This window comes from Candidatus Nitrosopumilus sp. bin_7KS (genome assembly GCF_054095835.1).
Window position 1 is genome coordinate 1 of sequence record NZ_JBSWSO010000001.1, and the last position, 20,327, is coordinate 20,327.

General features: G+C 31.2%; 32 protein-coding genes. 15 read left to right on the forward strand and 17 right to left on the reverse strand.

Going from position 1 to position 20,327, the window contains the following annotated elements; genetic code table 11:
- Positions 1 to 460 precede the first annotated feature (460 nt).
- Complete coding sequence (locus ACW9W4_RS00005; protein ID WP_457760508.1) at positions 461 to 934, reverse strand: hypothetical protein; 474 nt, start codon at positions 932 to 934, stop codon at positions 461 to 463.
- A gap of 82 nt (positions 935 to 1,016) precedes the next feature.
- Positions 1,017 to 1,250: a hypothetical protein gene (locus ACW9W4_RS00010; protein WP_179362664.1), complete on the reverse strand. Its 234-nt coding sequence runs from the start codon at positions 1,248 to 1,250 to the stop codon at positions 1,017 to 1,019.
- A 246-nt stretch (positions 1,251 to 1,496) separates the two neighbouring features.
- Here ACW9W4_RS00010 and ACW9W4_RS00015 point away from each other — a divergent pair, with 246 nt between their 5' ends.
- Together ACW9W4_RS00015 and ACW9W4_RS00020 are read left to right on the forward strand one after the other, a co-directional pair.
- Positions 1,497 to 1,973 (forward strand): peptidylprolyl isomerase, encoded by a 477-nt coding sequence (locus ACW9W4_RS00015; RefSeq protein WP_457760509.1) that lies wholly within the window; start codon positions 1,497 to 1,499, stop codon positions 1,971 to 1,973.
- Positions 1,974 to 2,867 carry a hypothetical protein gene (locus ACW9W4_RS00020; protein ID WP_457760510.1) on the forward strand — a complete coding sequence of 298 codons (894 nt, stop codon included), beginning with the start codon at positions 1,974 to 1,976 and terminating at the stop codon, positions 2,865 to 2,867.
- Here the strand turns inward: ACW9W4_RS00020 and ACW9W4_RS00025 are convergent.
- Complete coding sequence (locus tag ACW9W4_RS00025; RefSeq protein WP_179362667.1) at positions 2,854 to 3,009, reverse strand: hypothetical protein; 156 nt, start codon at positions 3,007 to 3,009, stop codon at positions 2,854 to 2,856. The two genes, ACW9W4_RS00020 and ACW9W4_RS00025, sit on opposite strands and share 14 nt — an antisense overlap.
- A gap of 48 nt (positions 3,010 to 3,057) precedes the next feature.
- On the opposite strand from ACW9W4_RS00025, the gene ACW9W4_RS00030 reads away from it, so the two are divergent.
- The gene (locus tag ACW9W4_RS00030; RefSeq protein WP_457760511.1) at positions 3,058 to 3,249 is read left to right on the forward strand and encodes a hypothetical protein; all 192 of its coding nucleotides are present in this window, start codon (positions 3,058 to 3,060) and stop codon (positions 3,247 to 3,249) included.
- Here ACW9W4_RS00030 and ACW9W4_RS00035 read toward each other — a convergent pair.
- Positions 3,242 to 3,727 (reverse strand): hypothetical protein, encoded by a 486-nt coding sequence (locus tag ACW9W4_RS00035; RefSeq protein WP_457760512.1) that lies wholly within the window; start codon positions 3,725 to 3,727, stop codon positions 3,242 to 3,244. The genes ACW9W4_RS00030 and ACW9W4_RS00035 overlap by 8 nt on opposite strands.
- Positions 3,728 to 3,856: 129 nt before the next feature.
- On the opposite strand from ACW9W4_RS00035, the gene ACW9W4_RS00040 reads away from it, so the two are divergent.
- Genes ACW9W4_RS00040 through ACW9W4_RS00050 form a run of 3 tightly spaced genes read left to right on the forward strand, consistent with a single transcriptional unit; the run spans position 3,857 to position 5,592 of the window.
- Positions 3,857 to 4,306, forward strand: a complete 450-nt coding sequence (locus tag ACW9W4_RS00040; RefSeq protein WP_457760513.1) for a hypothetical protein — start codon at positions 3,857 to 3,859, stop codon at positions 4,304 to 4,306.
- An 11-nt stretch (positions 4,307 to 4,317) separates the two neighbouring features.
- Positions 4,318 to 5,211 (forward strand): PfkB family carbohydrate kinase, encoded by an 894-nt coding sequence (locus tag ACW9W4_RS00045; protein ID WP_457760514.1) that lies wholly within the window; start codon positions 4,318 to 4,320, stop codon positions 5,209 to 5,211.
- Between the two features lie 39 nt (positions 5,212 to 5,250).
- On the forward strand, positions 5,251 to 5,592 hold the full coding sequence (locus ACW9W4_RS00050) for a dUTPase (RefSeq protein ID WP_457760515.1): 342 nt from the start codon (positions 5,251 to 5,253) through the stop codon (positions 5,590 to 5,592).
- A 5-nt stretch (positions 5,593 to 5,597) separates the two neighbouring features.
- Here ACW9W4_RS00050 and ACW9W4_RS00055 read toward each other — a convergent pair whose 3' ends face one another.
- Both ACW9W4_RS00055 and ACW9W4_RS00060 read right to left on the reverse strand, forming a co-directional pair.
- Positions 5,598 to 6,065, reverse strand: a complete 468-nt coding sequence (locus tag ACW9W4_RS00055; protein WP_457760516.1) for a tetrahydromethanopterin S-methyltransferase subunit A — start codon at positions 6,063 to 6,065, stop codon at positions 5,598 to 5,600.
- On the reverse strand, positions 6,062 to 7,144 hold the full coding sequence (locus ACW9W4_RS00060) for a DegT/DnrJ/EryC1/StrS family aminotransferase (RefSeq protein ID WP_457760517.1): 1,083 nt from the start codon (positions 7,142 to 7,144) through the stop codon (positions 6,062 to 6,064). The genes ACW9W4_RS00055 and ACW9W4_RS00060 overlap by 4 nt, the downstream gene beginning before the upstream one ends.
- A gap of 82 nt (positions 7,145 to 7,226) precedes the next feature.
- On the opposite strand from ACW9W4_RS00060, the gene ACW9W4_RS00065 reads away from it, so the two are divergent.
- Positions 7,227 to 7,802 carry a hypothetical protein gene (locus ACW9W4_RS00065; protein ID WP_457760518.1) on the forward strand — a complete coding sequence of 192 codons (576 nt, stop codon included), beginning with the start codon at positions 7,227 to 7,229 and terminating at the stop codon, positions 7,800 to 7,802.
- A gap of 63 nt (positions 7,803 to 7,865) precedes the next feature.
- Entirely contained in the window at positions 7,866 to 8,054 is a 189-nt protein-coding gene (locus tag ACW9W4_RS00070) for a C2H2-type zinc finger protein (RefSeq protein ID WP_457760562.1), read from the forward strand.
- A gap of 2 nt (positions 8,055 to 8,056) precedes the next feature.
- Here the strand turns inward: ACW9W4_RS00070 and ACW9W4_RS00075 are convergent, their stop codons facing one another.
- On the reverse strand, positions 8,057 to 8,266 hold the full coding sequence (locus ACW9W4_RS00075; RefSeq protein ID WP_457760519.1) for a hypothetical protein: 210 nt from the start codon (positions 8,264 to 8,266) through the stop codon (positions 8,057 to 8,059).
- A 94-nt stretch (positions 8,267 to 8,360) separates the two neighbouring features.
- Between ACW9W4_RS00075 and ACW9W4_RS00080 the strand changes: the two genes are divergently transcribed.
- On the forward strand, positions 8,361 to 9,407 hold the full coding sequence (locus ACW9W4_RS00080; RefSeq protein WP_457760520.1) for a tyrosine--tRNA ligase: 1,047 nt from the start codon (positions 8,361 to 8,363) through the stop codon (positions 9,405 to 9,407).
- Here ACW9W4_RS00080 and cobJ read toward each other — a convergent pair.
- From cobJ to ACW9W4_RS00110, 6 genes are read right to left on the reverse strand one after another with little or no spacing between them, the layout of a single operon-like run.
- On the reverse strand, positions 9,404 to 10,198 hold the full coding sequence (cobJ, locus tag ACW9W4_RS00085) for a precorrin-3B C(17)-methyltransferase (RefSeq protein WP_457760521.1): 795 nt from the start codon (positions 10,196 to 10,198) through the stop codon (positions 9,404 to 9,406). The two genes, ACW9W4_RS00080 and cobJ, sit on opposite strands and share 4 nt — an antisense overlap.
- A gap of 45 nt (positions 10,199 to 10,243) precedes the next feature.
- Positions 10,244 to 11,707, reverse strand: a complete 1,464-nt coding sequence (locus tag ACW9W4_RS00090) for a DUF7482 domain-containing protein (protein WP_457760522.1) — start codon at positions 11,705 to 11,707, stop codon at positions 10,244 to 10,246.
- Positions 11,708 to 11,745: 38 nt separating this feature from the next.
- Positions 11,746 to 13,149, reverse strand: a complete 1,404-nt coding sequence (locus ACW9W4_RS00095; protein ID WP_457760523.1) for an aspartate kinase — start codon at positions 13,147 to 13,149, stop codon at positions 11,746 to 11,748.
- Positions 13,150 to 13,184: 35 nt separating this feature from the next.
- On the reverse strand, positions 13,185 to 13,931 hold the full coding sequence (gene pcn, locus ACW9W4_RS00100; protein WP_179362692.1) for a proliferating cell nuclear antigen (pcna): 747 nt from the start codon (positions 13,929 to 13,931) through the stop codon (positions 13,185 to 13,187).
- A 34-nt stretch (positions 13,932 to 13,965) separates the two neighbouring features.
- Positions 13,966 to 14,283, reverse strand: a complete 318-nt coding sequence (locus tag ACW9W4_RS00105) for a transcription factor S (protein WP_457760524.1) — start codon at positions 14,281 to 14,283, stop codon at positions 13,966 to 13,968.
- A 1-nt stretch (position 14,284) separates the two neighbouring features.
- Positions 14,285 to 14,563 carry an RpoL/Rpb11 RNA polymerase subunit family protein gene (locus tag ACW9W4_RS00110; protein WP_179362694.1) on the reverse strand — a complete coding sequence of 93 codons (279 nt, stop codon included), beginning with the start codon at positions 14,561 to 14,563 and terminating at the stop codon, positions 14,285 to 14,287.
- Between the two features lie 51 nt (positions 14,564 to 14,614).
- On the opposite strand from ACW9W4_RS00110, the gene ACW9W4_RS00115 reads away from it, so the two are divergent.
- The 3 genes from ACW9W4_RS00115 to ACW9W4_RS00125 are packed head-to-tail and all read left to right on the forward strand — an operon-like array spanning position 14,615 to position 15,492.
- Positions 14,615 to 15,151, forward strand: coding sequence for a hypothetical protein (locus tag ACW9W4_RS00115; protein ID WP_457760525.1), 537 nt, complete (start codon positions 14,615 to 14,617; stop codon positions 15,149 to 15,151).
- Between the two features lie 31 nt (positions 15,152 to 15,182).
- Positions 15,183 to 15,335, forward strand: a complete 153-nt coding sequence (locus ACW9W4_RS00120; protein WP_179362696.1) for a hypothetical protein — start codon at positions 15,183 to 15,185, stop codon at positions 15,333 to 15,335.
- Positions 15,336 to 15,345: 10 nt separating this feature from the next.
- Positions 15,346 to 15,492, forward strand: coding sequence for a hypothetical protein (locus ACW9W4_RS00125; RefSeq protein ID WP_457760526.1), 147 nt, complete (start codon positions 15,346 to 15,348; stop codon positions 15,490 to 15,492).
- A gap of 1 nt (position 15,493) precedes the next feature.
- Here the strand turns inward: ACW9W4_RS00125 and ACW9W4_RS00130 are convergent, their stop codons facing one another.
- Together ACW9W4_RS00130 and ACW9W4_RS00135 are read right to left on the reverse strand one after the other, a co-directional pair.
- Positions 15,494 to 15,988, reverse strand: coding sequence for a dual specificity protein phosphatase 23 (locus ACW9W4_RS00130; RefSeq protein WP_457760527.1), 495 nt, complete (start codon positions 15,986 to 15,988; stop codon positions 15,494 to 15,496).
- A gap of 45 nt (positions 15,989 to 16,033) precedes the next feature.
- Positions 16,034 to 16,675 carry a cyclase family protein gene (locus ACW9W4_RS00135; RefSeq protein WP_457760528.1) on the reverse strand — a complete coding sequence of 214 codons (642 nt, stop codon included), beginning with the start codon at positions 16,673 to 16,675 and terminating at the stop codon, positions 16,034 to 16,036.
- A 60-nt stretch (positions 16,676 to 16,735) separates the two neighbouring features.
- On the opposite strand from ACW9W4_RS00135, the gene ACW9W4_RS00140 reads away from it, so the two are divergent.
- Complete coding sequence (locus tag ACW9W4_RS00140) at positions 16,736 to 17,008, forward strand: Lrp/AsnC ligand binding domain-containing protein (RefSeq protein ID WP_457760529.1); 273 nt, start codon at positions 16,736 to 16,738, stop codon at positions 17,006 to 17,008.
- On the opposite strand, the gene ACW9W4_RS00145 is transcribed toward ACW9W4_RS00140, so the two are convergent.
- Positions 17,003 to 18,154, reverse strand: a complete 1,152-nt coding sequence (locus ACW9W4_RS00145; protein WP_457760530.1) for an aminotransferase class V-fold PLP-dependent enzyme — start codon at positions 18,152 to 18,154, stop codon at positions 17,003 to 17,005. The genes ACW9W4_RS00140 and ACW9W4_RS00145 overlap by 6 nt on opposite strands.
- A 26-nt stretch (positions 18,155 to 18,180) precedes the next feature.
- Between ACW9W4_RS00145 and ACW9W4_RS00150 the strand changes: the two genes are divergently transcribed.
- Positions 18,181 to 18,783: a hypothetical protein gene (locus ACW9W4_RS00150; protein WP_457760531.1), complete on the forward strand. Its 603-nt coding sequence runs from the start codon at positions 18,181 to 18,183 to the stop codon at positions 18,781 to 18,783.
- Positions 18,784 to 18,882: 99 nt separating this feature from the next.
- Positions 18,883 to 19,182 carry an ATP-binding protein gene (locus ACW9W4_RS00155; protein WP_007402606.1) on the forward strand — a complete coding sequence of 100 codons (300 nt, stop codon included), beginning with the start codon at positions 18,883 to 18,885 and terminating at the stop codon, positions 19,180 to 19,182.
- Between the two features lie 41 nt (positions 19,183 to 19,223).
- Here ACW9W4_RS00155 and ACW9W4_RS00160 read toward each other — a convergent pair whose 3' ends face one another.
- On the reverse strand, positions 19,224 to 20,210 hold the full coding sequence (locus tag ACW9W4_RS00160) for a cupredoxin domain-containing protein (protein WP_457760532.1): 987 nt from the start codon (positions 20,208 to 20,210) through the stop codon (positions 19,224 to 19,226).
- Positions 20,211 to 20,327: the final 117 nt, after the last annotated feature.

The window sequence follows — 20,327 nt, forward strand, 5'->3', positions numbered from 1 at the left end:
CAGAGCTCGTCGGCAGCGTCAGATGTGTATAAGAGACAGAATTTACAGTGAACATTAGAAATTTAGAAGATATGAAATGATTTACGTTATTTATATAATAAATTCTATCCAATATTTTATTTTAAAAATTTTTGATTTATGAAAATAATTAATTCAAAAGAATTTTTGTTAAAAAGGAATTCTCTTAAAAATTACTTGATAAATATTTCATTAATAAATAAAATCTACATTATTCAAATAAATTTATTTCAAATATCAAAAATTTATCAATAAAGGGATAACCAAAATTGATATTTTAATGCAAAAGTCAAATAATAACATCATTTAGAGAACATATTATGAATTTGAAACAAGATCCAACTGAATTATGTTCATGTAAATGTCATTTTGGAGGGGCAGTTAGTTGTCCAGGTTGTAAAGAAAATCACGGTGAAGTTTGTCCCCATTGTAAAGATTAAATCTATTTACTCTTAGTTTTTCTTTCAGAAGCTAGCATTTTGAGATTAGCTAATTCAGTTTTTAGCGACTCTATCTGAACAAGAGTTTCAAGATTAGAAATTTCTTGATTTAATCTTTCAATTTCACTGTCTTTTAGTTTTACAGTTTCTTTTACATTGTTTAATTCAAGAGATAATTCATTTTGGATTTGTTTAATTTCTGAAAGACTAACTTGTGAACCAGTAGTTGTAGTTTCAATGGTTTGTGTATTATTCAAGCTTTTTTTTTCTACATGAGATGGTGCATGATTATGCATGTAATCTGTACTTTTTTGAGATATCCAGCATGTGAAAGCCATAAACCATGTAATAGGAACTGCCATCAAAAATATAAAATCCAATATTGGTGATAAATCCCAAAATGCCCAAAGTCCGGTCAATACTGCTGCAAAAACTCCGGTTACTAATGTGGCTAAATGGTTACCAACATATCCCATAATTATTTTAAAATTTCATTATTTATAACAGTAATGCTAAAAATCATAAAATAATATAATTAAAAAGAAAAAAGAGCCGAGTTTATTCGTCTGCTTCAGTGGTAGCGACAGTTGCTTTTGGCATATCTGATTGTAAGATTTGGATTTTTTGCAATAGTTCAGTTCTTAGATCTCTTGCAACTCTTCTTACAGTTGGTCTTGGAACTCCAAGTTCATCAACCACTTTGGTGTAGATATCCTGCTTGTCGGTTACCCCTTTGTCAAGATAAGAATTAATCGCTTCTTTAATTATCGTGCTTTGGTTTGTACGATTCAACGAATTCTACATTTTAATTGTTCTATATAAGACTATAACTTTTGTAATTTCAAAATTGTCATTTTTGATTAATTCAAATAGTATAGATAAAACTAAAACAAAAAATTTCATAGTCCACAAAAATTAATTTTCTAACGAAAACCGTACAGAACGTTATGGATTTTTCAATAATGCTAAACTATCTGCAAGAATATTCCAAGTCATTTCCACAAAAGACTATTAAGATGTATTTACAGATTCATCCTAATGGCCACAGTGAATATTGAAACTAATTTAGGGAATATTTCATTTAAACTATTACCTGAACTTGCTCCAGAAACTGTAAGAAATTTTGAAAAATTAGCTAAAGACGGATTTTATGATGGAACTCTTTTTCACAGAGTCATCCCAGGATTTATGATTCAAGGGGGCGATCCTAATACAAAAACAGACAACAAAGGTTCGTGGGGAATGGGAGGACCAGGTTACAATATCAAGGCTGAATTTAGTTCAAGATCCCATTTGCGAGGCATAGTTTCCATGGCTAGATCGCAAGATCCAAACAGTGCAGGTTCACAATTCTTCATCGTTACCTCTGATAGTGCATTTTTAGATAGAGAATATACTGTGTTTGGTGAAGTAACTGAAGGAATGGATGTTGCAGACAAAATTGTAAATCTTGATAGAGATGGAAATGATTGTCCACTAGAAAAAACATCAATGATTCATGTTACAGTGGAATAAATGAAAATAATTGGAATATTTATCATAATTTTACTAGTATTAGTAATTCCTTCAGCAACTGCTCAAGAATTCAATATAGGAGAAAAAGCAAATCAAAAATTAGTTCAAGTAGAAATCGATATCGAAGGAAATATCCATGTTAAACATGTTGTAGGTTCCTCTACATCCACAAAACAAGTAGAATTGATTGATGGTGATATAGAAAATTTGCTTTTATTTGATAATGAAGGTAAGGAGCAAATGGTATCTGTAACAGGCAATAATGACTCTGTACTAATTTTCCCATCAGACAGTGATTCAATTATAGAATATGATTTAAAAAATGTACTTTTGCTTAAAGATAATTTATGGAGATGGGAGTTTAGATATTTACAAACAACAAATTTTCAAATTCCTGAAGAATTAGATTTGATTTTTTTAAATGATAGACCATTTTACTTGGATGAGAAAAAAGGATTTTCATGTCATGGTTGTCAATTAATTTTGGAATATGCAATAGATGAACCAAAAAATATCTTTGAAGTTAATTGGGAAGATAAAAAATTTCTAGTAGAAATTGGGACTTTGGCAAATATAGATAATTTTGAATTTAATCAACCTACAAAAGAAATTAGTTTTGATGTTAACGATAGTAATCAATTCTTTACCATAGTAATGCCATTGGAATTATTGTGGGGACCATATGCAATAATCCACAATGATAAGAGTATTCAATTTCAAGATCATAAAAATAATGGAACACATGTTTGGATTAACATGAGGCCTGACACAGTAGGTGAAACTATCATCACAGGAACCACAGTCATACCTGAATTTCCAATAATTGCACCATTAGCAATTGGATTTTTAATAATTATGATAATGCCATTTGTAAGAAAATTTAATCTCCCTTAGAGCCACAAGAACAAAAACCATATTCATCAATTCGAACATTACAAACTGCACATTTTTCACCATACTCCACTTCCCATGGTTCTTTTCCAAAAAGCTTGAAATGATCATCAATTTCTATTGGTATCTCTCTTTTCTTTTCCAATGATTTGTATAGTCATTTCAACTATACATACATTATCGGAGAATAGTCATGAAAATTGAATGTGGATGTCATTGTATAAAGTGCAAAAGTACTGATTTAGAATCAAATAGAATTGGAGAAGTTGAGAATGATGGGTATTTTGACATGCATCATACATGTAAACAATGCAATACACATTTTGATCATTTAGATGGGGAAATTTTTTCAAACTGTGAAAAATGTAAATATTTTTCTAGTTAGCTACTAAAGATTCCTGAACAAAATAGTGAGTACGATTTTCTTTAGAATTTTTCATTATTTCTTTGTTAGAAGCCATTTTAGCTAAAGATTTTGAAACATCTAATGGACTTGCCGCCCATCCATATTCTCTAAGTTGTTGAACAGTTTCAGTAACTGTTCTAGGAGAATCAAAAAATTTACTTGTTTCTAAAATTCTTAGTTTTGATTTAATTTCATGAGATGTGATATATTTTGGTTCATTAAATTCAGGTTCATATGCTTCAGCATCATCTAGATATTCCAATCCAAACTGTGCCGGATGTTCTGCCTCAATTGGTGATTGAGCAGTATCTGTTTCATAAACAATTTTAGCTTGATTTTCAGGTAAATGCTGAGAAATATCATCAATGATTTCGCCTAATGTTTGATTATCAACATAGAAATCTCTAGAGTCGACCTCAATTTCATTTTCGCCTAGTTTGAGTTTAATTCTAGCCATACGATCATATCACCTATTTTTGATTTATTCTGGTAGCTCTAAGGAGCTTTAAGATTAGATCAAAACTTTTACACAATTTATTGGGATTTTTTCCCACTCAGGTTAAATGTAAATTTTCAAAAACTAGTCATGAAATCTTCAAAAAAAGCAGGCATAGTTGTTTTGTTTGTATTAGGCATGAGTATTTTTGGATATTCACAATATGCATCTGCTTCACAGATTGGAGTAAGCATTAGTCAAAGTGAATTATTAGATAAAAACGATGAAGGCTCAAACTATAATATTGAATTACAATTTGAAAATCCTTCATTGTTGATATTAACTGCAGGAGAAACAGAATTCTTTCTAATTTCAAACGATGAAATTATTGGAAAAGGTAATCTTGAATCATTTACTTTACAACCATTAGATAGTAGTTTTGTAAAGGGAACATTTCATACAGATATTAATTCTGATGAATCACCTTCAGTGAAGATTTCAGGAGTAATAAAATACGATCTACTAGTTACATCAATAGATGTTCCATTTGTTTACTATCCAACAGAAGAACAAGCAAGAGAATTTATACATCAAAATTAATTTCTCATCATATGCTTACTGTTTTTGGATCTACAGCACTAGATACCATTAGAACTCCAAAAAAAACATTAAAGAACGTTTTAGGTGGGGCAGCTACATTTGCAGCAATTTCAGCTAGTAATTTTGTAGATACAGGTCTAATTGCAGTAGTTGGAAAAGATTTTCCTAAAGAACATCATAAAATTTTATCAAAACATCTTGATTTACAAGGATTAACTATCAAAAAAGGAAAAACATTTCGTTACGATGGAAAATATGATAATACTCTTAGTACAAGGTCTACATTAAAAACAGAATTAAATGTGTTAGCAGATTTTAAAGCAACTGTACCTGAAGCGTATAAAAAATCTCAATTTGTATATCTTGCAAATAATGATCCAGAACAGAATACTTCTCTAATTAAAGAATTTGATAATGTTAAATTTTCCATGTGTGATACAATAGACTTTTGGATTTCTACTAAACGTGAGGCAGTAATTAAAATGATCAAGGCAGTTGATGCTGTTGTAATTAATGATGAAGAAGCTAAACTCCTAACAAAAGAATTCAACCTGATTAAATGTGCAAAGAAAATGATGCAATGGGGAGCAAAATATGTCATTATTAAGAAAGGTGAGCACGGTTCTTTGATGTTTTATGATGATGTAATTTTCCCAACTGCAGGATTCTCTCTAGAAGATGTTGTAGATCCTACAGGTGCAGGAGATTCATTTGCAGGTGCAATGATTGGATATCTTGCAAGTAAAAAATCTACAAAGATATCTGATATCAAAAAGGCTGTCATTTATGGAAATGTTTTAGGATCATTTGCTGTAGAGAAATATGGTCTTGATGGATTATTAAAAATAAAAAATGGTGATATTGCAAAACGTATCAAGACATATGAAAAAATGATTCGATTCTAAAAAGACTTAAGTTCAATTATTTCTCAAATTTATTTATCGTTGTCAGAAGAAAAAGATCGACTAGAGACAATATTCAAACTTCAAAAAGGACTATCAAGTATGATGAAACTGGATAGATATCCAAAAGATTCTGAAGGAAGAATTTCTGCTTTATGTACTGCCATAATGCATGAGGCAGTAGAACTACAAAGGACAACAAACTGGAAATGGTGGAAAACTCCTGTAGAATTTAACGAAGCCGAAGCAAGAGAGGAATTGATCGATATTTGGCATTTTGTTGTACAGGCTTCTCTAGAACTAAAACTTACACCTGATGATATTTTAGATGAATACAAAAAGAAAAATGAAATCAATCGTGAAAGACAAAGAACAGGCTATTAAAAAAATTAGAATTTTTTTAAAATTAATTCAATTTCAGTCACATTAATCAAATTTACAAGTTTCACATTATCTTGAAAATACTTTATTTCTGATTTTGAAACGGTGAGAAATGGATCAGGACTAGATGAATTAATTATTCTATTATTTTGATCAATTCCATTTTTATGAAGTTGAAATAACGAATGACCAGATTTATGTCCCCAGACATCTTTACCACATACAATTATGGTATTGACTTTATGATTTTTGTTTACATATTTAATAATAGAATCAATTCCTTTATTTTCAGAAAGTAATCTCCCTACAATTGATATTTTGTTTAGAATTTCAGAATTTGTAATATTTTTGAGTAAATCTATGCTTGAAAGAGTACAAATTGCTATCTTAGAATTAGGATTTCCAAGATAAAATTCTTCATTAATAGGTAAAATGACTTTACAAAGTTCTCCAATAGCCTCACCAATCACATTCACAATATTTCACGCATTGTTTTAGCAATAAATTCAATATTTTTTTGAGTTACATTTGGATGAATGGGTAAAGATAGCACATGTGAAGCTGCCCAATCAGTTACAGGTAATTTTATTTTGAGTTTGTAAAATGGTGTTTTATGAACAGGTGTAGGATAGTAGGATGCTGCACCTATTCCTTTATCATTTAATTTTTTTAAAAGTTTATCACGTTTATCAGTTGAAATTGTATATAGATACCAATTTACATTTTCATTTTTTCTTTCTTTTGGTAAAACAATATTAAGATCAGGGATCAATTTTGTTAAACATTGAGAATTATTTTTTCTAGATTTTAAAAATTTAGGAAGTTTTTTCATTTGTACAGTTGCTATTGCTGCATTTATTTCGGGCAATCTTAAATTTAGACCAAACACTCGAGTATCATATCCATGAACCATTCCATGATTTCTAATCATTAGCAGTTTATCTCTGAGATTTTTATTATTAGTTACAATAAAACCGCCTTCTCCAGCAGTCATTACTTTTGCAGGATACATACTGTAACATCCCATTTCAAAGAAAGTTCCAGTGTGTTTTCCTTTGTAAGTAGAACCTAATGATTGAGCAGAATCTTCTATGATAGGAATATTATATTTTTTAGATATTTCAGAAAGTCTTTCAATAAATGCTACATTTCCATACAGATGAACTGGGATTATTGCTCGTGTGTTTTTTGTAATTTTTTTTATTAAATCATCAGGATCTATAGTATAATTTTCTTTTAAGATATCAACAAAAACAGGTTTTGCTCCAGTTGCAACTACTGCATTTGCAGTTGCTACAAATGTAAATGAAGGGAGTAAAACTTCGTCTCCTTTTTTAATATCTAATGCATAAAGTGCTGCCTGTAATGCTGCTGTACCAGAATTTACTGCAATGGCATATTTTGATTTTACAAAAGATGCTACAGATTTTTCAAATTCCTGGACATGTTTTCCGCCTAAATTGGCAGCAGATGTTAATGCTCCATTTTTAAGAATTAACGTGACTAAATCTATCTCTTCTTTGCCTATAATAGGAATGTTAATTGCAATTTTCAACAATATTCTTGTTTATAACTAGTCTATAAATCTCAGCAAAGAAACATGAATTTTTATATTTCAAAATTTGGCAAACGGCATTATGAAGCCACGTCATCTTGAAAAAACTGATTCAGGCTACAAAGTATATCTGTACATTTTCTATGTCTGCGGATTCATCATGGTATCATCATTAGTTTTCGGAGTATATGTCACTACGATAGAATGGATGGAAAATGGAACATATGTTATGGGAGAAGCAATTCACAATACAACCATACCATTTGAAAATTTTGCAAGAGTGACCACTTGGATATTTTTCTCTACAATAATTGGATGGTATTGTGTTACAAGAATTGGATGGAGAAGAACTGCTGGTGATAAAATTGTCGGTACAAAAATGGCATTACTTCAATTAATGTTGCTAGGATTTTCAATAATTTCACTCTATGAAGTATTATACAATTTTACTGTGCTAAATGCACAAATGACTGCAGGTATTATCAATGGAATGGTTCCAGACATTGATAAATTGTCAGTTGCATATCCAGATCCTGATAGACCATGGAATTTAGTATTTGCAACCAAAGTTTTTCTTGCATCATTTATCATTAGCACTCATGGATTTTATCTCAGTATAAAACCTAGAAAAAATCTAGATGAATCCGAAATGGAATAGTTTGTTCTATATAGAATAATTTTCTGAAAAAAACTATATCAACTATGAATGGTAAATTTGTTCATGGGGTTATTTGGCTCTAGTAAAAATGAATTAAAATGTAAAAAATGTGGTACAGTCCTTCCAGATTCTGATAGATTAAAGAAACATCAAGAAAAAGCACATAATAAGAAAAAAGAAAAATGTAGAGCTTGTGGAGCTGAATTTGATTATTCAGAAGATTTAAGAAAACACAAAAAGAATTGTAAATGAAATTATTCAGACAATCCAGATTGATAATTTGGTTGTCTTTTCAGAGCTTTTTCAATTGCATCTAAATTTTTAATTTCATTTTTAGAATTCATTGATAAAGTATTGATCATTTCTGAGCCTAATTGGACTGATTGTTCTGGTAATGTTTCAAGAAATTTTTCAAGGGCTTTTTTATAATTTGAAATTAATTCTAAACCTTCTTCAAGAGTCATAAACAGTATGAAAATATGTTCTATTCAAACCTTCTAGATTGAAATTAGAACTTTGAATAACTTTATACGTTTACTTCTCAAAAGTTGTTTTGATTTGGATATTACAGAAAAAGTAGATTTGATTCAAAGACCACCAACTGAAGAAATAGTAACACAGGAAGAATTAATTGAACTATTCAAAACTAATTCATCTCCAAATCATTACATTGGTTTAGAAATTTCTGGTTTCTTGCATCTTGGCAGTCTAATTAGTACAGGTTTTAAAATTAATGATTTTGTGAAAGCTGGTGTAAAATGTAAGATTTTTCTGGCTGATTGGCATACTCTGATAAATGACAAACTAGGTGGGGATTGGGAAACAATTGCAAAAGTTTCAAAATATTATCAAGATGCTTTCAAATTAGTTTGTCCTGATGCAGAAATAATTTTAGGATCGAAACTGTATGAAGAAAAAACAGAATATTGGTCTGAGCTTGTAAAATTTACAAAACACATGTCAATTGCAAGAACAATGAGAACTTTAACTATAATGGGTAGATCAGAAGATGACAAAAAAATTGATGTTGCAAAATTACTTTACCCTGCAATGCAAGCAGTTGATATTCATTCTTTAGATGTAGATATTGCTCATGCTGGAATGGATCAGAGAAAAATCCACATGTTGGTTAGAGAAATATTTCCAAAAATGAAATGGAAAGTACCTGTTGCTGTTCATCATAAATTATTACCAGGACTTTCAAAACCTGCAGACTCTAGTGATGAGAAAATCGTAGGTAAAATGAGTAAATCTGATCCAAACTCAGGAGTGTTTATTCATAATACTGATGATGAAATAAGGAAAAAAATAAGCAAGGCATGGTGTGAAGAAGCAAATATTGAAAATAACCCATTATTAGAAATTTCAAAATCTGTAATTTTTCATGAATTTAATGAAATGAATGTAGAGAGACCTGAAAAATTTGGTGGAAATGTATCATATACTAATTACAATCAACTGGAAAGAGATTTTGCAGAAAAGAGATTACATCCTGGGGATTTGAAACAAACAGTTGGGAATTATTTAGTTAAGGTAGTTTCTCCAATTAGAGAAAAATTAAATCTTAGTGAAGAGTTGAATGATGCAATTAAGAAAAGCTTTTAGACTTTAAGATTAGGATTTGTCTGTTCTTCTAAATTATATTTTGATTTGTAACCTCTTGGGTTAATCATTAAATCTTTGTAAGTATAAGTTGATGAATTTCCAACAATCACAGTGCTAACCATGCCTAATTGATCTGAATGATTGGGTAAATTTTCTAAATCAGTCATTACTACAGTTTCAGATTCTCTAAATGCGCCTTTGATAATTGCAACAGGTGTAGTAGGTTTTCTATATTTTAAAAGAACTTTTCTTGTATCTTGTAATTGATGAATTCTTTTTTTACTGGCAGGATTATAAATTACAATTACAAAGTCACCCTGAGCTGCCGCTTCAACTCTTTTTGAAATAACTTCCCATGGAACCAGTAAATCACTCATACTAACAACTGCAAAATCAGTCATTAGAGGTGAGCCAATAATTGATGCGCATGAATTAAGTGCAGATACGCCAGGAACAATTTCCACTTGAAGACCATCTTTTGGATTCCAACCAGATTCAGCAAGTGTTTCATAGATTAATCCTGCCATTCCATAAATTCCAGGATCGCCACTTGATACTAGTGAAACAATTTTTCCAGATTTAGCAAGATCAATACATTGATGAGCTCTTTCCACTTCTTGTGTCATTGCATAACGATGAACAGTTTTTCCTTCAATAAGATCTTGTACTAAATTAACATAAGTTTCATATCCAACAATTGTGTCACTCTCACCAATCACTTCTTTTGCTCGAAACGTCATATGGTCATGATGGCCAGGTCCGACACCGACAATGTAGAGTTTACCAGTCAATTTTAAAAGAAATTTTTTATCAAGTAATTTATCCCTTTAGTGGATCTATTGGAATGGATCAATAAATGGACAGTTTACTATATGATCACTGTTAGTTGGTCTGGCAATACTAACTGAGAGTTTATCCTCTTTACTAAAAGAATCAATATCAGACCTTGTTTCTAGAATTTTTGCAGATTTTGCATCATTCCATTCAACCAGATAGATTCTCCACATAGGACTGTAATTTGCATCTCCAAGTGATGCTCCAGCAATTCCTGCTTGGAATCCCAATGGGCCAGAACCAATTATTCCATTTTTAAATTGGAACAAATCTACTGCGCCTGAATGAGCAATTAGATTTGCTGAACTGGGAGATGAGACAACGCCCATTGTTTCAGCAGGTCCTGATGGTGTTGCATCAGTTACAATATAGTAAATGGTTCTTCCATCAGGTCCCCAACCTCTATGAGCTACAAAAGTTACAGTCATTTCCTCTTCATTAATTTCAGTAATTTGACCACCACTGTAGGACATTTTATCAGAAATTTCTTTGTCTGAACGAACTTTCATTTGTCCATCAGGCCAAATAATTTGTGGAGTATTTAGCACAATTCCTGTTTCATTAAATTTAATTCGACCACCTTCTTCAGCTACAATTACATCTGCTACGGATTTAAATTCAATTTCTTTTTGACCAACTTTCCAAGTAACTTCAACAATAGAATTTAGTGCACTGTATTCTGATTTTTGTGATGGAGTGCTAGAAAATACTTCATTTTGGAATCCATATATCCCATTGCCCTTTACTCCATTTTTAAAAACATATAATTTTTGAAGTGCTTTTTCTGGTACATCTGCAAGAACTGGTGCAAATTCTACATTCCATTCTTGTTTATCTGAAATAGTTTTTGCATAATTTTTATCACTACCATCAGTTATGATGTAATGAATTTCATTTCCTTCATAGATTCCTTTGTGCATTGGAATTGTAGCAGGTACATTTGTTCGTGAAAGTAAATACGATGATTCATCTTTTTCAAACTCAATTTTTTGCATTATTACTTCAGTAGGTTGTCCTCTAATCCATCCATCTAGACTAACAGTAGATGTAAATTTTTTGGAATTTGGTGAATGTAATGCAAGAGCTGCTCCCGTAAACTCAAATGAACCTGAATTTTTTTGCAAATCAATTAATGATAAACCATAGATTGTTTTTCCATCAACTGTCCATGTAGGTTGGCCTTTTGATTCTTGTAAACTAATTTCATGTAAAACTACAATCTGTACAGGCTCACTTGAGGTAAATGTCATAGAACCGTCATAGATTGTTCCCTCATTTGGAGATAAAATCAATGCAAGTTGATGATTTTCATGTCCTTGACCAGGATCTTGTGATGATATTATAGTTTCAGTGAAATGGATTTTCTTTCTTGAACCTGCATCAACTAGTTGATCAGATGATGAGGATACAAAAATTATACCAATAGAAATAATTCCAATTATTAACAAAGATTGAAGTTTATTCAATAAATAATCTTGAGATTATTCCCTTAAATGATTTTGTCTTAATTGATTTTATCTAGTGCAAATTCATTATGCAAAGCTCGTACAGCTGCATTTGTATCAGAATTTTTTACAACGAATGCAAGATTAAGTTCAGATGATCCTTGAGTAATCATAGACACGTTTACTTTGTTTTTCTCAATTGCACCAAAAACTTTGGAGGCAACTCCAACAGTTCCTCTCATTCCTGAACCAATTAATGCAATTATTGCAACATCTGTAGTAACATCTAATTTTTTGATGATTTTTCCCAATAATTCCATCTCTAATGCACTAACTGCTTTATCAAGATCTGCATTTTTTACAACAATTGTAATACTTGATTCAGATGGATTCTGTGAGATCATCATTACATTAATTCCGGCTTTTGCTAACGTTGCAAATATTTTTGCTGCAGTACCTGGAGTTCCAACCATACTACCGCCTTGAACATCAATTAATCCGTTATTTCGTACATTACTTACGCACTTTACTGTATTTTTTACAGCTGAAGAAGTTGATGCGGAAACTAGGGTTCCTTCATTTTTGATATTAAAAGAATTTCTAATCTTCATTGGGATTTTCTTTGATATTAGAGGTTCAAAGGTTCGTGGATGTATTTGCTTTGCACCAAATAGAGCCATTTCAACTGCTTCAATATATGAAACTTCTTTGAGTAATTTTGCATTTTTTACAATTTTTGGATCTGCAGTCATTAAACCATCTACATCACTCATTAACCAAATCTCATCTGCTTTTATGCAAGAACCGATAATTGTTGCAGAATAATCAGAACCTCCTCTACCAAAGGTAGTAACATGACCATGTTGATCAGCACCAACAAACCCTCCAACAACAGGAATTGTTTTCTTTGAAAATAAAGCATCTACAGTCTTTGATACTCTCAATCGTGTTGTATCAATGAGTGGTTTAGATTCACCAAAATTAGAATCAGTAACGATTCCCACTTCTTTGCCAGTAAGAGGAACTGATTTTTTTCCTGAATCATTAATTGCTGATGAAACTAATTTTATTGACAATCTTTCTCCAAACGAAAATAGATAATCCATTGTTCTTGGGGTAACTTCACCTAGTAACACCATTCCATCAATTAGGGCAACAAGTTCATCAAAATCCTCATCATATTTTGAAAGTAATTTTTTTCTTATGTCAGATTTTTTTATCGTCTGTTTAGCTAATTGTTTATGTCTATTGGTAATTTTTGATGCGAGTTGTTCAGCTTTAGATTTATTTTCTTTTTTTATTGATTCTGAAATTTCTATCAAATCATCTGTAGTTCCACTAGTTGCAGAACATACTACAACAATTTGATTTTTCTTTGATAATTCATTAAGATGTTTAGCTACTGCTTGGATGTCTTTTGCGGCAGAAATTGATGTTCCACCATATTTTATTACAAGTCTCAATTCAAAATACCTGAACTAGTTAATCTTTAAATGCTTTAACTTTCGACGCGTGGAGCGAGGTAAAAGTGAATTCTACCTATATTTGCTACTTTAAATTCAATTCTAAGAGGCTTTGCGCTTGAAAACTCACATGTAATTGAGCCTGCATTGGAACCTACTGCTTTGACTACAGGATTTAGATATTCAAGACTGTATGTACCAACACTGTCTTCTTTTGAAGAAATTTCTTCAATTTCTTTATCATCTTTGTCTAGTTCAATTACAACTTCACCAGAATCACCTTTTCCAGAAAAGTCTCCTTTTGAATCAGAAGTTTGTATAGTAAGATAATCAGATACAACCTGTACATCACCAAGAATTTTGTCAAACTTTGATGAAGTTAAAACAATTTTTGAATCATAAGGAATTTTTGGTAATGGTGTATCAGTTGCAGAACTTTCAATTAATCGCATTTTGTATTTTTTATTTTTTCCAACTGTTACAAGCAACATGTTTTGTTCAGAGATACTAATCTCAATGCTATCTTTTTTGTCTGCTCTTTTGATAAGTTTTGAAAATTCATCTATTCTTACACCAAATTTAATATCACTATCACACTCATATTTTTCAAATGCAGAATTAGGCCATGAAATATCTATCAGAGCTACATGTGATGGATCCATTCCTCTAAAAGTAATTCCTTCAGCTGTTGCAACAAAAGTTGCTTCTTCAACAAGTGTAGATATTGCAGAAATGATAGCTTTTAGATCATCAGATCCACTTGTTTTTGCACCAAAAGTCAAATCAATTTTCTTCCCTTTATGTTCCAGTTAAACCTTATGTGTAATCACGCCAGGTGTATTTGCATTTTTGACAACGATAGAATCTTGTTGTAGGTTCATCTGCACTTCTAGTTTGAAACATCCAACCAACTGCTTCATCATGTCCACATTTTTCACAGTCTATCTTGACAGTTGGATTAGATTCTTCACCTTCATCTCCTTCAAATGCAAGTAATGAGAAATCTGGTTCTTCTTTAGCAGCAATTTTTTTTGTTGGTTTAGCTTTTTCTCCATCAGTATAACCACATTTAGAACATTGAAGGCCTGATCCACTATTTTTTAATTTGACCTCACATTTGGGGCAAAACTTCAATCTAATTTACCTTAATTTGAGAATGGAATAATTGATTAAATTCTTGAGCCATTTTGATGGCTGAATCTGTTGCTTTTTTAATTTCACCGAGTGGTTTTGAACTAGAATTAACTCTCATCCAACATTCATTGGTAAGAGGATGCTTTACAATAACTCCTGCAAAATCAGTAGAAGATGCTTTTAGCAGTTCATGTTGAATTATGTATAAAATTCCAATATCAGTTTCAGTAATTGAAAGGCTGATCTCTTTAGGCTCAGAACTGATCACTTGTGCATTCATGTATTCAGAAAAAGCACATATTGCGGATATAAATCATTATGAGCGGTAACAATGGGAGAAAGCAAGATTTCAGTAATAGAATTGGTAAAATCCAAGGATGAATACTCATCTGACGAAAATATCGAGATAAATGTCCAATTTTCAGTCGAAGGAGACATTAGAAATGCCTTCAATGAGGCAAATTGGACTAAAGCCTACAACAATAATGACGTCTCATTCAAAATGAAACATGGTATAAAATTGACATCAGGTGGACTAAGAAAAAAGGAGTTAGGACGGACCATTGATAGTTATAGAAAGGCATCAATATTTTGGACTCGAAATCCAAAGCTAGTCAATCCAATGAAAGATAGACGAATTTGGGTACAGATAGCCAAAAATTTTGAACCATTTATCAGATTATCAGAAGAAGAAGTCAGACAAGAATTATTTGACTTTAATGAAAAATTCGTATTCAAAGCATCAGACTTGGGTAAAGGAAAACACAAGATTGGAGCAGAAGCTTTTGCATCTTGGCAGAAACATGACTTTACAGAAACTGGAAATATCAAAAACAGCTCAAGTGAAATTGAAATTACAATCAATTAGGGATATAAGGAACTTTTTTGGGTAATAATTAATGGCAAAATACGATGGTCTGTTAGGACAACCAATACTTGAAGTTGAAGAACCTGATAAGGAAGGTGGAATAACCTTTATCTTCAAAGACAACAGGTTTATGTTCATAAAAGCAGTTGATGGAAAAATTGAGACCGTATCAATTCCAGAATAGGTGAATATGAATGGAAAAATTTGAAGCAATCAAAATGTTAGAACTTGTTAAAGTAGAAGATCCTGATGCAGACGGTGGAATGACTTTGTTTTTTCAAGAAGAGAAAACCTTGAAGATTAAAGTTGTAGATGGAAAATTAGTTTCAGAATTTGTTTAAACTAATTTCTTACATGTTTTTCATAAAATCCGATAGCTAATTCTTGTACTTCAGATTGAATTGAGCCTGGTCTTTCGTCTCGAATTTTTTTAATTGCATTCTTGGCTGAAAAATTTTTGTATTTTATAAAATAACAAGCAAGTATTGTTCCAGCTCTTCCCATTCCGGCTGCGCAATGAACCATTACTGCTTGATCATTTTTAATTTGTTCATTAATGAAATCAACTGCTGAATCTATTCTGTCCATATCAGGAGCTGTCAAATCAGGAGTTGGAACATGTAGATATCCAATATTTTTAACCCAGTCATCTGGTAATGATTGTTCAGTCATGGTTACAATTGATTTAACGCCTTGATTTAGAAGCCAATCAAATTCATCCAAACTTGTTGGAATACCTGAACCTGCTAATTTTTCTTCAATCAACCAAGAAAAGTTTGTAGGTTTTTTTGTAATTTTACCATGAACCTTTCTCCAAATATTACCAGGTTTACTCATGTTAAATTTATGATTGCTCTGTATTTTTAGTATTACGTAGTGTAATCATGATGCTACTGCACGAACAGGAGAACCTGTAGCATCTTTTAGCTTTAATGGAAGAATTGTAAAATTAAATTCCAAAGATTGTATTTTATTCATATTTGCCAAATTTTCTACGATCAAAATATTATTTTTAGACAATATGTGATGTACAGAAAATGATTCGTCTTTTCCAAGATCTATACTTGGGGAATCTATACCCACTAAATTGATTTTTTTGGATGCAAGATACTTTGCAGATGATGCATCTAATCCAGGATTTTCAGTAAAATAATTATTTTTTTTCAGATTTTTTTGCCAATCTGTAAAGAAAAAAATAGAAGAATGATTTGGGATTTTACCATTCTTTTTTTCAAATGATGTAATATCGGATTTAGTGATAGGAGTATTCTTTGATTTTTTGAGTTTGATTAGAATTGCTTTTCCAAAAAGCCTATCAAGGGGAATTTGATGAATTTTTAGTCCATTTTTAACAAAATGGTAAGGTGCATCCAGATGTGTTCCTGTATGTGAACTTAGGAATAACAGTTCAAGATTATATCCATCATGATCAATATCTGACCAATCAATGAATTGAGGAGTTGGAGATCCAGGGAAACTTGGAATGGATTCTGAGATTGTAAGTGACAAATCTATTGGTTTCACATCATCAAGACGTATTGGTGATTAATCAATTTTGAAGAATGAAAGGTTAAATACGGTCTGATGAAAAAAACCCTTGTGCCTACAGCGTATGTTCTATTAAATTCTGATTTAGGATCAGATGAATCAATCATCAGTGAAGTAAAACAAATTCTTACAAAAGAGGATGTAAAGTATGAGGTTCAAGGCGTATACGGCGTATACGATATTGTCCTAAAGTTAACTTCTGATGATGCTGAAAAATTACGTGGAATCATTACCAACAAAGTTAGAAAAATTAGCAAAGTTCAATCTACACTAACAATGATGGTAATAGAAGAACAAGAAAGCCTATAATTTCTTTATTGCATCAATTACTTTTAAAATCTGAGATTCAGTATTAAAAAAGTGTGGAGATACACGTACAATCTTTTGGTCCATAATTTCTCTTACTGCTAAAATGATATTTTGTTTTTCAAGTTTATCAACAACATGTTGTGAATCAATTCCTTTGATGTTAAATGAAACAATACTTGTTCTAACGTTTGGATCCTCTGGTCCATACAAAATAATATTTGAAATTTTTGATAGTTCTTCTCTCAAAATATTGGACAATTGTTGATTTTTCTTGCGAATGTTATTCATTCCAAATTTCAACAAATAGTTTGCAGATGATTCCAATCCAACAATTCCCACATAATTTCTAAATCCAGTTTGAAATTTATCTGGTAATTCTTTGTATGCTAACTTTGAATCATCATAAATAATTGCAGATTCACCACCAATTGTTTTGGGTTCTAGTAATTTACTAGAATTTCTTTTGCAATAGAACAATCCTGTGCCCATGGGACCGCAAAGCCATTTAGATCCATTAAATGACATAAAATCACATTTAATTTTTGAAACATCGATATCTCCAATACAACCTATACTTTGTGCACTATCAATGAAGAATGGAATTTTATTTTCAAGAATTTTTCCTATTTCTTCTACAGGAATAATTGCACCTGTATTATACAATACATGGCTAAGTGCAACTAGTTTTGTCTTATCATTAACAAGAGATTCTAAATCATCTAATTTAAAAAAACCATTATCGTCAATAGGTAAATTTTGAATAGAAATTTTTTCTTGTAACTTTATCCATGGATAAAAATTAGCATGGTGTTCGTGTGACATTCCACGAATTATCATATTAGAGTTATCGTCAAAAGACAATCCATTTGCTACAAAGTTAATTCCATCAGTAGTACTTTGGGTAAGCACTACTTCATCAGGTTGACAAGAAATGATTTTTGCAATAGTTTTTCGTACATTTTGCAGTTTTTCATTGACAAAAGGTTCTGACTCTTTTGAATCAGGGCCAATGGAATTGTATGTGATTAGAAATTCTTTCATAGCCTCAATACTTTGAGTAGGCATTAAAGAAACAGATGCGTTATTGAGATAGATTTTCTTTGAGATTGGAAAATCATCTGAAATGTCTTTAGATACCAAATTCATTATTATATCTGTAGATTGCTAATTTGGTGTTGGATAAAAATCCTGAGATAATTGTAGGTGATGATTTAACACAAATTCAAATTAAATTTGAACAAAACAATCCCAACATTGTTTTATGTTCAAAACCATTCCACAAAATGGAATTTCTTAATAGATTAATCAATTCAACTGAAGATCCAATAATTTTCATTGACATGGATTTGCTATACACTGGATATGTAGAATCTAAAATGATTCAAAAAAAAGAAAATCTAACAATATTTTGCCCAGATAAAACAGATTGGGACGAGAAACTCTCAGAAATTATTTCCAAAGTATCAAAAGATAGATTTTTGGTAATTATTGACTCCTTTAATGGAATCTACAATTTGTTTGATGATTTAGAATCAGCCATATTCATTAATTCGTGTATAATGTTACTGGCATCAATTGGAAATCATGTTAACTCATCTGTTGTGATAACTGGAATGGCACGAAAAAAAGAAAATGATGGCTGGATTCTTTCGCCTGGTGGGAGACACATCATTAAATCAGAAAAAACATGTGTCTATTTTCTTAGAAAAACTGAAAATGACTTGATAATTAGCACATTAGATCAAACAGATGGAAAAAATAAAGATCTAAGATAGCGATCAAAATTAAAACGCCGTTATAAAATATCAAACGGCGTTATACGGTGATATTTTTAGGTAAATTATATAAAGATCAAATCGACAATTAATTTCGTTATGCCAGTAGGAATTATTCCAGACATCAGCGAACAAATGTGTATCGGATGCGCACTATGTGTAGAAATCTGTACCACACTTGGACCAGATGTCCTTAGAGTAAAACCAGTTGAAGGCTGGAAAAGAGGTAAAGCATTTGTCTTCTACCCAGAAAGATGTATTTCAGATGGTGCATGCATTGGTGTATGCCCAACAAAAGCAATCTTTTGGATGAGACCAATGGACTTTACAGTTGGACAACCAGTTCCACTCTACAAGAACTCAGTCTTCGTCAAAGGTTGGACTGAATTAATCGATTAGATTAGTTCGTCAAATTTTAATTTCTTTTTATTATTTTAAATTTAAACAGCGCTTGCTGAATCATCTTTAATTTTTGGTTTTTTCTTTAACCAAAACATAGCTGCAAGGAACATTACACCTGGAACAAGAATAATTAAAATCATTAATTCATAATATATCGTTAGTCTTTGAGCAGGTTTTGCATGATAAGTTTCATGAGATATTTTTTCCGGATTATCATAAACTGTCGTAGTAAAATCAACAGAGCGTTGTTCTTTACTTTCAACATTTCCAAATACAGTAACACTTTCCTCAGCAAAAATTGATGGTGACTGAATTCCTTCAATTCTTACTATGATAGATCCAGAGTCACTAAAAATAAAATTTCTGTAATCTCCTCCAATTTGGCTGAGTCCTTCATCTCTAAAAATTTCTTGTCCATTTTGAAATATTACAAAACTGTATTTCATTTCTGCAAGGTTAGAATTTGTTTGTGGATCATAGAATTGATAGACAAATTGAATTTTTTCATGAGTTTTAATAACTGAAGGATCCCATGACAAATTTGCTTCTATTTTTCTGTCTGGTGTGTATTGTAACAAAGGAAATTTTAATTTTTTGCCAGTAGCATCGTGTGGATAATCAGGAATTTGTTTTTCTACAATTAAAATTCCTTCCATCCATGGATGAATTGTACAATAATAAGAAAATGTGCCAGAATCTTCAAACGTGTATGACCATGATTCACCTGGCATAAATCTGCCACTATCAAAAATTTGATTTGGTTTTCCAAAGTTGTCACTCATCCAACCAAACCTTCCAGAGCCTTCCCCACTGGTAACAGTATGACCTTCTTTGTCATCATTATACCAAGTTACAGTATCACCTACAGTAACAAACATTCGAGGTGGATCATACCATACTTCAGCCACTGTATTTAGTTCTGGATTGTAGGCCCCTATTGGAATATCAATAATGTATTCCTCAGCATATGCAAAAGATGTTGAAGTCAAAATCACTAAAAATAAAGAATACAATAAAAATTTCATATTTTATAATCGAAATTCAGTTAATTAAAAACAAGAGCTTATTTTCAATATTGGAAGTGATTATCTATTCAAAGAATTACTACAGGCACAATATATTCAAAAAGAGTGATATTCGTA

What these genes read in the sequence shown, in the direction of transcription:
- ACW9W4_RS00125 (WP_457760526.1), top strand. Translation starts at nt 15,346, where the DNA reads ATGGAAAAATTTGAAGCAATCAAAATGTTAGAACTTGTTAAAGTAGAA.
- ACW9W4_RS00020 (WP_457760510.1), top strand. Translation starts at nt 1,974, where the DNA reads ATGAAAATAATTGGAATATTTATCATAATTTTACTAGTATTAGTAATT.
- ACW9W4_RS00045 (WP_457760514.1), top strand. Translation starts at nt 4,318, where the DNA reads ATGCTTACTGTTTTTGGATCTACAGCACTAGATACCATTAGAACTCCA.
- ACW9W4_RS00035 (WP_457760512.1), bottom strand. Translation starts at nt 3,727, where the DNA reads ATGGCTAGAATTAAACTCAAACTAGGCGAAAATGAAATTGAGGTCGAC.
- ACW9W4_RS00110 (WP_179362694.1), bottom strand. Translation starts at nt 14,563, where the DNA reads ATGAATGCACAAGTGATCAGTTCTGAGCCTAAAGAGATCAGCCTTTCA.
- ACW9W4_RS00130 (WP_457760527.1), bottom strand. Translation starts at nt 15,988, where the DNA reads ATGAGTAAACCTGGTAATATTTGGAGAAAGGTTCATGGTAAAATTACA.
- ACW9W4_RS00005 (WP_457760508.1), bottom strand. Translation starts at nt 934, where the DNA reads ATGGGATATGTTGGTAACCATTTAGCCACATTAGTAACCGGAGTTTTT.
- ACW9W4_RS00120 (WP_179362696.1), top strand. Translation starts at nt 15,183, where the DNA reads ATGGCAAAATACGATGGTCTGTTAGGACAACCAATACTTGAAGTTGAA.
- ACW9W4_RS00140 (WP_457760529.1), top strand. Translation starts at nt 16,736, where the DNA reads ATGAAAAAAACCCTTGTGCCTACAGCGTATGTTCTATTAAATTCTGAT.
- ACW9W4_RS00015 (WP_457760509.1), top strand. Translation starts at nt 1,497, where the DNA reads ATGGCCACAGTGAATATTGAAACTAATTTAGGGAATATTTCATTTAAA.
- ACW9W4_RS00070 (WP_457760562.1), top strand. Translation starts at nt 7,866, where the DNA reads ATGGGGTTATTTGGCTCTAGTAAAAATGAATTAAAATGTAAAAAATGT.
- ACW9W4_RS00145 (WP_457760530.1), bottom strand. Translation starts at nt 18,154, where the DNA reads ATGAATTTGGTATCTAAAGACATTTCAGATGATTTTCCAATCTCAAAG.
- ACW9W4_RS00160 (WP_457760532.1), bottom strand. Translation starts at nt 20,210, where the DNA reads ATGAAATTTTTATTGTATTCTTTATTTTTAGTGATTTTGACTTCAACA.
- ACW9W4_RS00115 (WP_457760525.1), top strand. Translation starts at nt 14,615, where the DNA reads ATGGGAGAAAGCAAGATTTCAGTAATAGAATTGGTAAAATCCAAGGAT.
- ACW9W4_RS00040 (WP_457760513.1), top strand. Translation starts at nt 3,857, where the DNA reads ATGAAATCTTCAAAAAAAGCAGGCATAGTTGTTTTGTTTGTATTAGGC.
- ACW9W4_RS00030 (WP_457760511.1), top strand. Translation starts at nt 3,058, where the DNA reads ATGAAAATTGAATGTGGATGTCATTGTATAAAGTGCAAAAGTACTGAT.
- ACW9W4_RS00155 (WP_007402606.1), top strand. Translation starts at nt 18,883, where the DNA reads ATGCCAGTAGGAATTATTCCAGACATCAGCGAACAAATGTGTATCGGA.
- ACW9W4_RS00075 (WP_457760519.1), bottom strand. Translation starts at nt 8,266, where the DNA reads ATGACTCTTGAAGAAGGTTTAGAATTAATTTCAAATTATAAAAAAGCC.
- ACW9W4_RS00065 (WP_457760518.1), top strand. Translation starts at nt 7,227, where the DNA reads ATGAAGCCACGTCATCTTGAAAAAACTGATTCAGGCTACAAAGTATAT.